This window comes from Alkaliphilus transvaalensis ATCC 700919, from assembly GCF_000621485.1.
Taxonomy (GTDB): Bacteria; Bacillota; Clostridia; order Peptostreptococcales; family Natronincolaceae; genus Alkaliphilus; species Alkaliphilus transvaalensis.
The window spans coordinates 290745-306055 of sequence record NZ_JHYF01000002.1 but is presented as its reverse complement, the minus strand read 5'-3'; the positions used below and the strand labels follow the sequence as shown (position 1 = coordinate 306055).

Sequence of the window (15311 nt, the reverse complement as noted above, 5' to 3'; positions counted from 1 at the left end):
TTTCCCCCTTTAATGATTTTTTATAATAATAGGAAAAAGCATTGCTACTTCTTCCTACTAATAACAAATATTTTGTTTTGCAAGATTGAAAAATCACATTTTGTCGAATGTTGTAATTTTTCTATAAATTTTAACTAATATAATATTTCTATATGTTTTCTAAAATTCCTTTTTTTTTGGATAATTTTTTTTATACGGTTAGTTTTTTTAATTTAGTTGTTTTTCAGATTTTTTAGACTTTTTATAATTTTAATAAAAAAGCGAATAAATTACAACCATTTTTCGAAATATTAAGTATAATTAATAACTTTTTCTATCAATTTAGAAAAAAACACTTCTTCCCCCACCACGTAAGTCTGCAAATTCTTTAGATGAAATATACGGTCCATAAAGGAATAGGGTAATAAAAAACAGTGATATAATATAGCAGATTAGTATTCTCATTTTTGACACTGGAATTCGGCTCCACTTTTCTGTCTCTTTAATATAGACCCATGTAACGATAAAGCTCAGTGCTGTAAACACCAATGGCATAACGAAAACTGCATTTTCTGGTGATAGAATATTTGGTATCAACACTTCTAAGGGTGGGTGATACATTTGTTTAAAGGAAACATAATAAGCAATGCCCCCAGTTATTGTTAAAATTAGAAGGTATAGTTTATTTCCAATATTGTCAAAGAATTGCCTAATGGCAATAGCAGCTACCCCTATAAAAATTAAATTTCCTGAGAAATAAATCCCCATTACCATCATAGAAAAGATATTTAATAGTAAGTGATGAATTAATATTCCGCCTGTAATATTTACCTGCGATTCAGCTACCCCTTGGAAATCCATCTCAATATACCAAACTTGAAGTATTAAAATCATATAAAATAAAGTACAAACAAGACCGATTGTTATGATAGGGTAATTTAATATCTTTCTAATTAAAGGATTAATTGATTCTTTGTTTTTTTTAGAATAGTAAATTTTAAAAACTGCTATTAATACCAACAATATAACAAGCCACCATCCACTGCTAAGCATCACCATTAATTCCGTCAGTAAACTTATATTCCCATAAGTATCAATATAACTTAAAATTAGCATACCTACCTGATTTAATTCATCTAAATAGATACTATCACTATCGTCATATGGACTATTAAGTACATCTTGATTCTTTGATGACAGTATAACTGCAGGCACACCTCTTTTTCTAAACTCCATCAATGATCCATTGGTAGAGCTTAAACTCTCTTGAAGCTCAAGACCCAATTCATCACCCATCAACACCCATCTATTTACAATGGACTTTACCCGTTTTCTATCAGCCCTAGGATTCTGATAAGTTGAAACTGTCAATGGTCCAGCATTTTCTCCACCTAACTGATCTAATAAAATAACCTGAGTCTTTTCATTTGTTGATATGGGGTTTGAAAAGTATGACTCTATCCCTATTCCTCCCGTTTGCTTACCATTATAGGCCAAGAATATAAGAGTAGCATCAAGGTTTATATCTTGATTTTTCATTTCTCTTGCTAGTTCTAATAATAGTGCGAGGGAAGAAGCATTATTGGAGGCAGATGGATAAATATTTCCCATAGCATCTCGACCTAGACCATCAATAGATGCTCCTATAATAATATATCGTTCATACTGTTGACTTTTTCCAGGGATAACCCCTATCACATTATTTGATATCACTGGATCAAAAGATAAAACTGTCTCAACGTCTATTGTGTATCCTAGATTACTAAATTCAACAATTTCATTAAAAACTTCCCTCTTTACTCCAAGTTTTAAAAGACCTCTCTCAGGGGTAAAGGTTAATTTACTACCTAAACTTAAGTCATGGAGATCTACTGGTTTTTCTTCTGGATAAATTACTACAGCAGCCTTCTCTGAACGAAGACGTTCATCCATCTGATGGGAACTTCTATTTAATCTATCAAAAGCTGCATCATGATAGTCAATTAAAACAGCAGTATCCTCATATCGATCATCTGTATGCAGTAGTTGACTGAAGTCAGTTAAATGCACCATATTTCCTTGAAAGGCCCCTCCTACACTTAATCCATCTAAGGGCACTCTAAAGTCAACAGTATGTTCATAGACTTTAATGGGATTACCCGATGAATCATTTATTTGTAGCGTTGCTATTCCAACGTGGGGTTGTATTGTTCTAAATTCTCGTTTATAGCTTCCTCCTTCTAGAGGCGTAAGCTCAATTTTTCTAAAATAATCATCAATATAGTTTACTACCAACTGATTCCCTTCACTACCCACTAATCTTCCTTCCAGTTCCTCATTGGTAAAGTATAGTAGATGTTCTTGAATGTTCTCCAATTTTAATTGTCCAGTAAAATTTTGATCTCTGCCACATCCGCTAATAATCATCATTACAAAAAATAAAATTAATAACCGTCCCTTTGTTTTTATATGATTCATATTTATCCCCCTTGTTAGTCAAAAAAATCCATTATATCTACTTTCATATTATTCTGTATATTATTAAAATTACCTTCTTGCCATATTAATTTTTTTTATCATATAAGTCTTCTTTATTTTCCTATTTACTATAATTAATATGCTTGTTTTCTTTCACTATTCATATTTTTCAATAGTTCTAATGAATATTAATAGAGTTTAACATTTCTCTAATGTTTATTTTACAAATATGTTGTTTCTTACTTTCTGTTGTAATATCCAAAAAATAAAATAGTTGGATTTAGGTATACTACATACCTAATCCAACTATTTCTTAGGACATTAATTTCCATTGTCTGGAGCCTTTATAATATTATTTTTAAACAAATTAACAACTCGATCCCCATTATTTCCTGTCAGTAGGAAGTAGTAACCTTCTAGATAGATAAAATCATCTTTTACTAAGCCATACAAATCTTCATTATTATTAAAATAAAAATGTATAGGCCCTACCACACTATCTTCGCTAGAATCCCCTGGGAGCTTTTCCTGTTTAGGATAAGTAAACAATTCCTCTATAAACTCGAGAATTGCATCCCGCTCCTTTAATAGACCAATCGCTTGATTCTCTGTATTTCTTAACTCAATCCCTACAGTTTCTAATAATATATCTTTTAATTCCTCGGGAGTTAGTTGTTCTAGATAATTATCATCATCTTTTGGATCTAATACTTCTTGATGATCGTTACTTGATATTTGGTCTATCATTTCTTCATTTCGACTACAACCTGCAATCATAAATATAAAAATCAACCCAATAGCCAATAATGCTATTTTTTTATTCTTCATACGATTCACCTACCCTGATTAATCTTAGACTTTTATTATACCATATTCAAAAGGATCATTGCATAGGAATGATATCCTGATAATATCGTATTAACGCCTGCATAGGTAAAAAGTACTGCTGCAAAACCTATTATTGCATACCAGGCAGTTTTTTTATCCTTCCAACCTTTGTTTAGTCGGACATGAAGATAAATGGCATAAATCACCCAAGTGATAAAGGACCAGGTCTCTTTAGGATCCCATTGCCAATATCTGCCCCATGCTCGATCTGCCCAAATTGCTCCACTAATAATCACGACAGTTAACATGATAAAACCTAGGGCAATGGCTCGATAGCTGATTAAATCTAAAGTTTCTAAAGATGGTATATGATTTGTAATAAATTTGTCTGTTTTCAAACGGTCCCTCAAAAGATACATGACAGATATACCACAGGCTATTGCAAAGGCCCCATAGCTAAATATAGCCGTACTCACATGAATAATAATCCAGTTACTTTGCAGGGCTGGCATTAATGGCCTTATTTCACGGGACTGCATCGCAGCATAAAAAATTACTAATAGCAATAAAGGTGTCACAAAGGTACCCAATATCTTAAACTTATATCTTCTTTCAAACTCGAAAAAACAAATGGCTATTCCCCAAGCAAAACTCGTTGCAAACTCATATTGATTACTTAAAGGTAATCGAGCAGCCTCTACAGCTCTAGTAGTTAATGAAACAGTATGAAAAACTAACCCAATTTTTATCATCAAACTCCCATAGTCAGCCATCATTTCTTTTCTGAACAGAAAAAATACAAAGTAACAAATCATCGCTATTGTATAGACAACAAGGGTAATATTAAAACTTTGATTCTCCAATAGCATATATTTCCTCCTAACATGTTTTATAAATTACTTTAAACCTCTAACTGTCTATTCTGGTTATTTAAACCAACATTAATCATACCTTTATCATTGCCATATATATGTAACTTATTCTTTTCTAAAGAAATCAGTAATGTAGCAGGTTTTATATAAAATGCAAGTATCAAACCCACCATAGCTAATAGCCCACCTGTGATGGCTGCAATTTTCCCCTTTAATCTATTCACCTCAAGATATGTATACATTCTTGGATTATCTAACTTAATTTGATATTCGTTCCATTCGATTAAATCGCCAGGTGCTGCAACGTTCATGTCTACCCTTATTCCATTAAAAAATAAGGAATATAGAAACATTGGATTATTTAGATGATTAGATCTAGTAAAAAGACCTCTTTCAGTGGCAATAAAATCTGGATAAAATTTCGTAAAGTGAATGGCTACTTCTTCATTTTCTTCAATAAAAACTGTGCTTTCATATAAGACATCCTCAATAACTTCATTATCTCTCCTAAAGACTAGATCGGCTGCCCATCCAGTGGCTGACTGATAGAAATTGAATCCATTATATCCAAGGGGTCTGTTAACAAAGATTTCTTGGCTTTTTAGTATTTCATCATTACTATTTAAAAGCTTCAAATCTGTATAATATTGATTTACTGTCCCATCTTCCCTGTAATCAACTCTAAAATCTTCAATTGCCACCCTAAAGTCGGTCCCTTCTACATCAATTATGCTCCCTGGAACCCCATAAACACTTGTGGAAAAATTTGTATACTGACCATAACCATAGGAAAGGATAACTATTAGCATACCAAGATGGATTAGCCATGATCCAAGATAACCAATACGAAATTTCCTTCCTATGTATAAAATCTTATCTTTTTCTTTTTTCATTTCAAAATGCTTGAATCCATTGCCTTCAAAGATTCCATTAATATAATTTTCTTGATCTTCTTTATGTTTAAATGTAATGGTTTCAGTTGGATTTGTATTGTCTACCTTTGGCAGGGTCCTCATTCTATTAAGTACGTTACCTAGTCTTGTAATACTGCATAAGGTTAAATTAACACAGAGAAAACCAAATAACATAACGAAATACCATGACCGGTAAATGTTGTTTAATCTTAAGGCTAATATTAAGTTTAACCTTCCCTCTGAAAAGTTGTTTTGGTAAAAGGATAGCTCCCTCTCCTGAGGTATAATCGAACCAACTAAAGAGATCATGGCTAATATACCTAATAAAAATAAACCAAACTTCATAGACCTAAGTAAATTTAAAACTTTTTTTATTTTTTTGTTTTCCATTATATCTACTCCTTTATAAGATAGTAGTGAATTTCATAGAGGAAACTACCACTGGTTATCATTTCCACTAGTGGTAGTTTTTATTTAGACTATTGATATTCTGCAATAATATCCAAGGCTTGTTGGGCATATTCTTTAGCCCTATTTAAAGTCTCTCTAGCTTTTGCTGCATTATGGAACCCTGTACTGTTCTCAACAAATATAAAATCCCATCGGTACTGGGCTTTACGATGCAATGATCTTAGTTCTCTAATCACTTCTTCATCTTCTAATTTTCGTTGATCTAATAATTCAGCGAACCCTTCGATTAGATCTACCAACATCATTCCAACTTCTCCTGTCATATCCTTTACTTCCTGTTGGATGGCTTGGGTTCTATCAATCAACGCTTGTGGTTCTCCTCCATGACAATCAAGACATGACTCTGTAACTGTCTTTAGAGGACTTTTCGCCCAGTGGGAAAGGTATTCCTCCCCTTCTTCAACAACCCGAGGCATGTGACAATCTGCACATGAGACTCCCATCCGATCATGTACACTCCCTGTATAGGTTTCAAATTCAGGATGCTGAACCTTAATTAAAGGTGTACCAGTTCTAGGATGGATCCAATCTGCAAAATCTATTTCATCAAAATATGATTCAATTTCATCTACTCCTAGACCATTATCCCAAGGTAGTACAATTTCTCCAGTATTACCGTCGAAGTAATATTCAACATGACATTGGGCACAGGCCATTGTCCCTGGCTTAGGTTCTTGATCTAGTTTTCTAACCCCTTCGGCAAAATGAGGAGCAGTTATTTGAATCCCACCCTCTGGCTCATTTCTATGGCAATTATAACAACTAATTGCATTTTCTACTTTTTGGGATGTTTCATAAAAATCTAGTCGGAATAAGTCTTGTCCATTTTCTACCCATAACTTTTCAAAATCTGCAGTTTTACATCCTAAACAAGAAGCTCCAGGCTTTGGCCTTGAAGTATTGATCACATCCTCCAATGAATAATAATGACCCCTAGCAATATAATATTCTTTTGAGAATCCTATCCCTTCATATAATACCTTAATCTCTGGATATTTATCTAAGTAACTAATAGGCATTAATCCTCCTAATCCAGTATCCTCTACTTTATTATCTTGCATTCTTGCAGTACGAATAAAGGATTCATAAATCATAGGATATTCTTCTTGCCAACTCTCAGCAGAAAGAATCATATCTTCAACAGCAGGTAGTTCCACTCTTGGTTCTTCTGGCTGCTGGGGTTGAGGCACTGGTTCTTCATCTCTAGCACAACCAATTGGAACTAATAATGTAATGATTAATACCAAAATCATTAAATTTTTGTAGTTCTTTCTCATAATGTCTACTCCTTTCAAATTATCCAACTCTCTAGTATTATTACTAATTCTTTTCTAAACTATAAATTTTTTATTAAAATTTTAAAATTATTTTTATAAACAAGCTAAGTTCCTTATATTTCTTTCATATAATCTATTAGTTAAGGCAATTGGATAATGTATTTAAAATTTATATTTCCAAAACTAAATATATTTTTAAAATAGTTATCATTTTGTTCAATTTCCTTAGTCGAAATTAATTAGAAAGGAGATGCTTATGGAAATTATCCCACCACCTCAACCAAGTAATCCTACACCTGAAGAACGATTAAAACTACTTTATTTTGGCTTAGAGTTGAATGAAAGGCCTGAAGACTTTACTAATATAATTAGTCTCTTTAACCCACCCCAGGAAATATCAACTATTTTACCCCCAGGATCATGTAAAGGAATTAAAGTTGCAATATTGGGGGGAGGCTTGGCAGGATTATCTGCTGCCTTTGAATTAAGAAAGTTAGGATTTGATATCACCATCTATGAAGCGGAGGAAAACAGAGTAGGTGGTAGGGTTTTTACCCATTACTTTGATAAAAGATTAGGTCTTTATGGAGAATTAGGCCCCTTAAGATTTCCTGTAGCCCATCAATCATTATGGCATTATATTGATTTATTTCGGCTAAATACTAGACGATTTATCGTAGCAAATGAAAATACCTTTCGATATGTGGGTGGAGTAAGAAGTCGTAATACTCCTGATGAAGTTCAAAGATTAATCTATCCACTATTTAATTTGACCCCTGAAGAAAAAAATACTCCTTGGCCAAGTTTAGAAGCTAGAATTCTAGAAGACTATATTCGACCTCTTTCCCCCGAGGTTAGGGCAGAAATTTTAGAGTTAAGAGAAATTTACTCCCCTGCCATAGCTTCAGCTGACTATTATAACATTAACCAAGCCCTCCAAAATGCTAATTTAAGTAGAGGCGCAATATCAATGTTAAGTAGTGTTAATCCTTTTCTAGGCGGATACTTAGACAAAGGGCATATTAATTTTTTACAGGACGCTTACCCATTAAATTTTTTATATATGTACGAATTGATTGGTGGCTTAGCAACCCTTCCAAAAGCCTTTTATCGTTCTTTAATCAATCCATGCCCAACAGAATATGGAGAACGTGTTCCTTTGAAAGCTTTAGGTAAAGTGGCTTTTAAAAGAGGCCATCAAGTTACAGGATTAAGTCAACGTGAAGGTGGATCTGTCGCAGTCCAATACAAAGAACGTCATTCTTCAATTAAGAGAACTAAAATATTTGATTTTATTGTTTGTGGTATTCCCTTTTCTAACCTAAGACTGATTGATTTGCAGCCTCAATTTAATATTGAAAAAATGGAAGCTATTCGACAATTAAATTTATCTCCAGCACAAAAAACTACTTTCCTTTGCAACCGCCGTTTTTGGGAGAATGATAGAATTATTGGCGGTACCTCCTCCACAGATCTTATTATTAATAGTATTCTCTACCCTACCGATACAGCTCCTATTGATAGCCCTGGGGTAATTACAGCCTCCTATAATTGGACGCAAGATGCTCTACGTTTAGGAAATTTTATAAGAAAAGATGCAATAGAAATTATTAAAAGACAAATCGAAGAGATTCATGGGTTACCTAAGTTTAGCTTAGACAGTATTGTCGTAGCCCATAAAACAATCCTTTGGACTGATCATCCTTGGGCATTGGGAGCTTTCACTTTTACAACTTCAAAGCAAAACCAATTATATGCTAGGGTAAGTATAGCACCAGAATACAATAATAGGGTATTTTTTGCCGGTGAACATGTCTCTAACGCCAAGGGTTGGATGCAAGGAGCCCTACAAACCGGCATGTTTGCTGCCAATAACATTGCTTTAAAATGTCAACAATATACTTAGATTGATTGCACAAATCTATAGGTAAGCTTCATATGATAGAATATAATTACTTATTAAGGAGCATTGCCTATGGCCACTTTTGAAAAAGAGGTACTAACACTTTTATCTACTGATTTATTTAAAAAAATATTAGGAGCAGGCAATCTACCCCTAGTTCAATTAAATGCTGTCTTAGCCCTATTAATAAAGTCACGAATCCCCTTTGACCTTGAATATTCACCGGGAACACGAAGAATTGCTGCAGGTCTAAATCTTTCTATCTATATAAACCCCACAACAACCCTAAGCTTCACCATCCCCCTTGAAGAAGGAGGAACAGTATTTAATATCCCTACTTAGTTATATTTATGTTAATTATAAAGACCCTGCTTTCTTTATGAAAGAACAGGGTCTTTATGAATTATTGGAAGTAATTGAACATCACTACGCTTTTATTATGTTTTGCTTTTATTATGTTTTGCTTTAATTATGTTCAACTCATCTTTTATGCACTAAAACGTGTTATAATCGCATGTAGATCTTGAGCTAATTGTGATAGTCCTTCACTGGAGCTTGCAATCTCTTCCATAGAAGCAGTTTGTTCCTCCATAGAAGCTGAAGCCTGTTGGGTACCTGCAGAATTTTCTTCTGCTATTGCTGCAAGATTTTCCAATGTCGTAAGAATTTCTTCCTTCATTATTTCCATTTCTTTACTAGAATCATTTAAATTATTGACTGCTCTTTCAGCAAGCTTAATACTTTCCGAAATTTCCATAAATGTTTCTCTACTCCTTATAACGTTATTTGTTTGCTCCTTTGAAATTAAAGCAACTCGTTCTGCAGTATTTACAGCGTCTTTTGAATTACTCTGAAGTTCGACAACAACTTCATCTATAGCCTTTGTTGAAATGGAAGATTGCTCGGCTAATTTTCTTATTTCTTCAGCTACAACTGCAAAACCCTTACCTGCATCTCCTGCCCTAGCTGCTTCTATGGCAGCATTAAGGGCCAATAAATTAGTTTGTTCTGCTATTGAAGCAATAACATTACTAGCAGAACCGATTTTCTCAGAACTTTCATGGCTTTTCAAAATAACATTATGTATTTCTTTAATTGCTGAACTACTTTCTTTCGTTATATTAGATAAGTTCTCAACTTCTTTAATACCATCCTTAACTACTGTAGTTACCCTTTCTGTTGCTAGATTAAGCTCAGTAACATATAATTGATCTTTTTCAATAATTTTTCCAAGCTCCACTGCTTTATTTGATCCGTCTTCTGTACTTCTAGCTTGTTGGGATGCTCCTTTAGCAATTTCTTCGACTGTTTTTGCTACTTCTTCACTGGCTACTGTAGATTGTTGAGATGTAGCGGTTAATTCTTCTGAAGCTGCAGCAACTTGATCAGAAGATTTACTAATTTCGATTACAATGCTTCTAAGATTTGTTGTAACCCGCTGAATTGAATTAGCTAATATTCCAATCTCATCCTTTTTATTAAGTAAATCTTCCTCAACATCTTCAGTTATGTTTAAGTCTGCTAATTTTTCAGCTTTTTCTTTTATCCTTTTAATTGGATTTGCAATGGTATCACCTATAAAATATACAACAATAATGCTTATTAACAAACCTATGGATGCAGTCAATAGGATATTTCTAAAGATATTTGGTACTGCCGCCAGTACTTCACTTTCATTTGCAGTTATAACCAGAATCCAATTAGTGTCAGGAATAGGTGCATAGGCAGCGTATAAACTGTTACCTTGAAAGTTATAAGGGTTTAGACCGCTCTTATCCTTTAATATTATTTGGAACAAATCTGCTACTGGTCTTAATTCTTCATTTTGAGATGCCGACTCAATAGGATTTACTTGGTTTAAAACCCGATCTCGATCGATATGACCTACAGTTCTACCTTCTGTATTGATGACATAAGCATACCCACTTCCTCCATAGCCCATATCATCAATAATGGTACTTAATCCAATACCATCCCTTTCACCAATTAGTACCCCAACAATTTTTCCATCCCTTTCTATTGGCGTTGCATAAATTATATAAGCTTTTCCGTCTCGAATGAATATATCAGAGATATTAGTAGAACCACTAAAGGCTGTTTTAATATAATCCTCTTCTCCTAACTTTACTATTCGACCGTCATGGAAATAAGCTGTCCCATCTGGTTGAACAACTCCAAAGGATAAATAATTTGTTCTTTCTAACTGTCTTAATAATAGAGGTAGTTGCTCTTCCCATTCCATATTTATTATATCTGTTCTGTTAGCAATCATTTCTAAAGTTCTTTTTTGGACCTCTACCCTACCCTGTACAAGCTTTGCTCCCTCTTGTGTCAATAAAGTTAGAGCCTGTTCAGCTTCTTTAGTCAATGCTTGTGTAGCTTGATATACTGACATTCCTCCTATAAAAACGCAAGTTACTAGAATGAGTATTGAAAAAGATATGATTAATTTTAATTTTATGCTTTTCACCTTTCTGCTCCTCTCAATATGTTTCTTCTGGATTACATCGGTTGCTAATATTTAACTTATTTTATTTTCCTCTATAACCGAGTATAAGTGTGGCTTCCCTTTAATTAGTATAGGTAGGCTTTTTACTCTAACATTAACAATTTTATCATTATTTTTTCGATGCTTAAAATTGAAATAATTTTTTAATACCATCTTGGCTTTCTTCATTTCTTCAAAGATTTCTTTTTCTGATAAAATATTAATATCAGTAATTCTCATGTTTTTTAACTTCTTTGTTGGTATATCATAAAAATTAGCAGCTTCTCTGTTTGCATCTACAATTTCTGATGTTTCTGGATCAATTAAAAGAATATTTCTATCATTCTTATTAAATAAGTACCAAAAGAAATCTTCCTCACTATTTACTAATTCTTCGATATGATTTAAAAGAAAAGAAGGCCCTTCGACTTTACTTAGAGCCCGTAAAATCTTTAATATCCTTGGCTCTGCTAAAAGTAGGGTCTTTATATCACCAGGTAGTTTATTGGCATGAAGGAAAATTTCGTCTTGATCTAATTTAAGGACTTTAGTTAACTTAAGCAATAATTCCTCACTAGGGGGTGGTTCAATATTATTTTCTAATTTACTGATATAGGGATAACCAACCCCAACCTTTTTTGCCAATTCTCGTTGGGTCATATTTTCTTTTCGTTTACATCGAAGATATGCACCGAAATTATTCATTATTTCCCATCCTTTGTACATTTGTCTAACAATTAACATCTTATATCAAGTTGTGTTTGTACGCAACATTTTTCGTCATTTTTTTACCTTTTATGCCACATTTCTACAATAATTAGTAAAATAGTCCTATTCTAAAACTAACTTCATCCTTTATTTTTGTCATTAAAAACCCCTGTTTTAAACTACTATTCTATGCATAAAAAAACTCCCACTAGGACTAAGGAAGTATTTTGGTTAAAGTTTACTTTTTAGAAATTTCATGATGATTGTAGATTTATATTAATCGGACTTAATAAGACAGCAAACCATATTAGGATTACAGGTATAATTTTTAAAAACATGATGATCTTCAGCTGCAATATGATTAAATCCAAGTCTAGACCAAAAATGATCTGTTCTTTGATTCAATGAAGATATGTAGATTTTATTAAAGAATACTTCTTCCTTTATCCGTAACTTAAAGTGTTCCATAAGGAGGGTTCCCCGCCCTTCACCTTTGGGAGATACCTCTAACTTGATAATAAATATATAGGGTAAAGACTCCCCAGCATTAAAAAGCAGATCGAAATTAAATGTGAATCCTCTTTTATAACAGTTAGCATTATACTGGCCCTCCTTTAGCTTGTATACATTGAATTGGGGTTTAAAATTAATGATCTCTAAAAAGTCTCCCTGTAGCTTATCAATTAGTCTACTCACTATATTAATACTATCTTTCAATTTCATCCCTCCTGAAGATCTCCAGTCTATTAAAATATTTATATTTATGATTTACATCCACTATTTATGAACTAAACAAAACAACATTAGAAGCTAAAAAAATGAGGGTATGGTCTTATTTCCATCCCCTCATTAATATGCTAAAAAAAGTTATATTATTATAGTGTTATAGGTTAGTTTTCTTCTAGAAATCCTTTGAAAACTCATCAATACATTGTTGTACTAAGGTTGTTGTATAGGCAATAGCTGGCCCTCCACCAAAAGCTCCAGTCACTAAAGCAGCTTCCATAATTTCCTCTGGTGTGGCTCCAATTTTTAAAGCATTGTAAACATGAAGAACAATACAGTACTCACACCGACTATAAACACTAACACCAACACTTATTAGTTCTTTTACTTTTTCATCAATTGCCCCACCTTTAGCTGTAACACCTGCAAAGTTCATAAAAGCTGACATGATCTCTGGGTTTGTTTTACCTGCTGCTCCCATACCTGCCATTAGTTCACTTAAAATTTCCCTTGGATTTCTAGTCATAAATTAGTCCCCTTTTCATTAGATATTTATTAACCTAGTTAATATTTTATCAATTTATACAAAAGGATTCAATTTATATAACCACTTCTACCTATTGAAAATTCTAATACTTCATTGGCAATAGATAGATACTGACAATTATATCTATTTTCATAAAGGGGGATCATTCCCACGATTTAACGTAGGAATGTTTTGAAAACACCTGATAAAATTACTTGTTTTCTTATAGTATTCTTTTCTTTTTTTCTATTAAAGTAACTATATATCATAGTTCCCACAAGTCCACCAATACTCCCACCTACTGCTGCAAATAATAAGGCAGGAATAACCTTCATTGGGTCATTGAAGGCAAATGGCGCCAACATTCCTGGAATAGGAGATGCAGTTCCAGGGGCGTTAGTTATAATACCAAAGGTTACAGCACTGATCCCTGCTAATCCCCCCCCTAAAAAGTTGGAGAGATAAATTGGCACTGGGTTTGATGTAACGATATCTGCTTGGGTTAAAGGTTCTAACATAACTGCTACTACATTGCTGGAATCCCCTAATTTTAATTTTTTAAATACAATTCCATTGGCAAAGGCACCTCCAAAACTAGCTATGCAAGCAATACCCATGGCTGGCCCTTGTAACCCCAACATTGCTGTTAGAGCCATAGAGCTTAAAGGAGATGTACAGATTACTTTAATCATGCCACCTAGTAAAAAGCCCATTACTATTGGCGATTGCTCTGATGCATTAACAATTACATTCCCTATATTTAATAAGGTCCCATTTACAACTGGGGCCGTCATAACTGCAATAAACCTCGCTAAAGGTGCAATCATTAAAGCACCAAAGATCACCTCTACACCTTGAGGTAATTTTTTTTCGATAAGTGGTGCTACAAAACCAACTATATAACCTGCTACAAAACCTGGTATAATTCCTACTCCTGATAAAGCAGCCCCTGCCACCACTGCAAAAATAGGATTAACACCCATCTTTAATGAAACTAAGATTGCTGCAATCGCACCACTCATACTACCTGAGGATAAACCTACTTCCTTCAGAAAAGCAATTTGTAGTAAATCTCCACTGATAAAATTATGGATTGCTTCAACTAAAAATGTGGCAATAGCAGTACCAGCCAAACCTGTCATGGCTTCTTTTCCTTTTGGTGCCTTTAAACTAAAGATAGAAAATACTCCTAAGGCCAATATTAATAATCCAATTCCTTTAAAGGTTAATAGCATTTTAAATTCCTCCTTCAAATTTTTTAAGTACAAACAAAAACACGAAAACAGGAAGCCAAAAAGCATATAGAAATATCATGCTTTCGGCTTCCTGTCCTTTTATCTGAAAGTTTCCCAATCCCAATAAACTGAGATCGGTTGCTTCTTCGATGTCTTTATTTAAAAGAACTCTCCAGGAATGTGTCCAATCATTGTCCTTTTACCTGAAAGTTTCAAACTAGACTTGAGCATAGTCTTGTTCTTGCTTCGTCGGTGATCGCTTTATAGCAATGCTCCTCAATGATTATCATCCACTAATATTTATTTTTATTTGTCTTCAAATATAGAATACTAAAATTATAAATAAAAATCAATAGTCTAAATGAATAAATTTTAAATATGTTATTATTTTTATTAATATGTATTAGCTTTTTTATAGACTATATCTATGATTATAATAGACTAATGAAAAGAGCTCTAAATAATGGACTTTAACCTTCAACCCTTTCTAAAAAAAGCCTTGAATCAAACCCACCTCTTATTTCCTTTTTCTGTTGTCTAATCTCTTCAAATTCCTGAAGGCTAACCCCTTTAAATTTTAAAATTGCATAAACCAATTCAACTAGGTCGGCTAATTCTTCAATATCCTCATTCTCATAGTATTCATCTAATTCTTCTTGAAGTTTTAGGTTAAGACTTTTTATGTATTCCTCTTCCTTTAAAGTTCTTATTATTGGCTTTTTTCCACTTTTCTCAATAATCGCTGGAATATGATCTCTAATTAGTTTATTATATACTTTCATTGCTTTCCCCCTATTTTTTATTCTATTAATTAAAAAACTTCTTGCATAACCATAACTCCCAATTTATATTTATTTTATAGAAACATTTTATAGAAATGTAAACTACTACTATCAATTATGCAGTTTCTTCAGTTGTTCATATTCT

General features: G+C 33.2%; 13 protein-coding genes and 1 riboswitch. Of the genes, 2 read left to right on the top strand and 11 right to left on the bottom strand.

Features of this window, described 5'->3' with window-relative positions; genetic code table 11:
• Positions 1-321: 321 nt before the first annotated feature.
• From T335_RS0103750 to T335_RS0103730, 5 genes are all read right to left on the bottom strand, one after another.
• Positions 322-2436 carry a M28 family peptidase gene (locus tag T335_RS0103750; protein WP_026476344.1) on the bottom strand — a complete coding sequence of 705 codons (2115 nt, stop codon included), beginning with the start codon at positions 2434-2436 and terminating at the stop codon, positions 322-324.
• Positions 2437-2757: 321 nt separating this feature from the next.
• Positions 2758-3264 carry a hypothetical protein gene (locus T335_RS0103745; RefSeq protein ID WP_026476343.1) on the bottom strand — a complete coding sequence of 169 codons (507 nt, stop codon included), beginning with the start codon at positions 3262-3264 and terminating at the stop codon, positions 2758-2760.
• Between the two features lie 35 nt (positions 3265-3299).
• Positions 3300-4133: a c-type cytochrome biogenesis protein CcsB gene (ccsB, locus tag T335_RS0103740; RefSeq protein WP_026476342.1), complete on the bottom strand. Its 834-nt coding sequence runs from the start codon at positions 4131-4133 to the stop codon at positions 3300-3302.
• 32 nt (positions 4134-4165) lie between these two features.
• On the bottom strand, positions 4166-5440 hold the full coding sequence (locus T335_RS0103735; RefSeq protein WP_026476341.1) for a cytochrome c biogenesis protein ResB: 1275 nt from the start codon (positions 5438-5440) through the stop codon (positions 4166-4168).
• 89 nt (positions 5441-5529) lie between these two features.
• Complete coding sequence (locus T335_RS0103730; protein ID WP_026476340.1) at positions 5530-6798, bottom strand: ammonia-forming cytochrome c nitrite reductase subunit c552; 1269 nt, start codon at positions 6796-6798, stop codon at positions 5530-5532.
• Positions 6799-7054: 256 nt separating this feature from the next.
• Between T335_RS0103730 and T335_RS0103725 the strand changes: the two genes are divergently transcribed.
• Positions 7055-8704 (top strand): flavin monoamine oxidase family protein, encoded by a 1650-nt coding sequence (locus T335_RS0103725; protein ID WP_034327604.1) that lies wholly within the window; start codon positions 7055-7057, stop codon positions 8702-8704.
• Positions 8705-8773: 69 nt separating this feature from the next.
• Complete coding sequence (locus T335_RS0103720; RefSeq protein ID WP_026476338.1) at positions 8774-9043, top strand: hypothetical protein; 270 nt, start codon at positions 8774-8776, stop codon at positions 9041-9043.
• A 145-nt stretch (positions 9044-9188) separates the two neighbouring features.
• On the opposite strand, the gene T335_RS0103715 is transcribed toward T335_RS0103720, so the two are convergent.
• From T335_RS0103715 to T335_RS0103690, 6 genes are all read right to left on the bottom strand, one after another.
• Positions 9189-11096, bottom strand: a complete 1908-nt coding sequence (locus T335_RS0103715) for a methyl-accepting chemotaxis protein (RefSeq protein ID WP_084280931.1) — start codon at positions 11094-11096, stop codon at positions 9189-9191.
• A 126-nt stretch (positions 11097-11222) separates the two neighbouring features.
• Positions 11223-11894, bottom strand: a complete 672-nt coding sequence (locus tag T335_RS0103710; RefSeq protein WP_026476336.1) for a helix-turn-helix domain-containing protein — start codon at positions 11892-11894, stop codon at positions 11223-11225.
• Between the two features lie 279 nt (positions 11895-12173).
• The gene (locus T335_RS0103705) at positions 12174-12614 is read right to left on the bottom strand and encodes an N-acetyltransferase (RefSeq protein WP_026476335.1); all 441 of its coding nucleotides are present in this window, start codon (positions 12612-12614) and stop codon (positions 12174-12176) included.
• 184 nt (positions 12615-12798) lie between these two features.
• Positions 12799-13149, bottom strand: a complete 351-nt coding sequence (locus tag T335_RS0103700; RefSeq protein ID WP_026476334.1) for a carboxymuconolactone decarboxylase family protein — start codon at positions 13147-13149, stop codon at positions 12799-12801.
• Positions 13150-13325: 176 nt separating this feature from the next.
• Positions 13326-14384, bottom strand: a complete 1059-nt coding sequence (locus T335_RS19805) for a PTS sugar transporter subunit IIC (RefSeq protein WP_051569117.1) — start codon at positions 14382-14384, stop codon at positions 13326-13328.
• Positions 14385-14465: 81 nt separating this feature from the next.
• Positions 14466-14570, bottom strand: a riboswitch (glycine riboswitch).
• A 284-nt stretch (positions 14571-14854) separates the two neighbouring features.
• Positions 14855-15166, bottom strand: coding sequence for a nucleoside triphosphate pyrophosphohydrolase (locus tag T335_RS0103690; RefSeq protein ID WP_026476333.1), 312 nt, complete (start codon positions 15164-15166; stop codon positions 14855-14857).
• Positions 15167-15311: the final 145 nt, after the last annotated feature.

Bases quoted from the DNA above. Each gene is read 5' to 3' on its own strand.
- T335_RS0103750 (WP_026476344.1), bottom strand. From the start codon at position 2,436: ATGAATCATATAAAAACAAAGGGACGGTTATTAATTTTATTTTTTGTA.
- T335_RS0103745 (WP_026476343.1), bottom strand. From the start codon at position 3,264: ATGAAGAATAAAAAAATAGCATTATTGGCTATTGGGTTGATTTTTATA.
- ccsB (WP_026476342.1), bottom strand. From the start codon at position 4,133: ATGCTATTGGAGAATCAAAGTTTTAATATTACCCTTGTTGTCTATACA.
- T335_RS0103735 (WP_026476341.1), bottom strand. From the start codon at position 5,440: ATGGAAAACAAAAAAATAAAAAAAGTTTTAAATTTACTTAGGTCTATG.
- T335_RS0103730 (WP_026476340.1), bottom strand. From the start codon at position 6,798: ATGAGAAAGAACTACAAAAATTTAATGATTTTGGTATTAATCATTACA.
- T335_RS0103725 (WP_034327604.1), top strand. From the start codon at position 7,055: ATGGAAATTATCCCACCACCTCAACCAAGTAATCCTACACCTGAAGAA.
- T335_RS0103720 (WP_026476338.1), top strand. From the start codon at position 8,774: ATGGCCACTTTTGAAAAAGAGGTACTAACACTTTTATCTACTGATTTA.
- T335_RS0103715 (WP_084280931.1), bottom strand. From the start codon at position 11,096: ATGTCAGTATATCAAGCTACACAAGCATTGACTAAAGAAGCTGAACAG.
- T335_RS0103710 (WP_026476336.1), bottom strand. From the start codon at position 11,894: ATGAATAATTTCGGTGCATATCTTCGATGTAAACGAAAAGAAAATATG.
- T335_RS0103700 (WP_026476334.1), bottom strand. From the start codon at position 13,149: ATGACTAGAAATCCAAGGGAAATTTTAAGTGAACTAATGGCAGGTATG.
- T335_RS19805 (WP_051569117.1), bottom strand. From the start codon at position 14,384: ATGCTATTAACCTTTAAAGGAATTGGATTATTAATATTGGCCTTAGGA.
- T335_RS0103690 (WP_026476333.1), bottom strand. From the start codon at position 15,166: ATGAAAGTATATAATAAACTAATTAGAGATCATATTCCAGCGATTATT.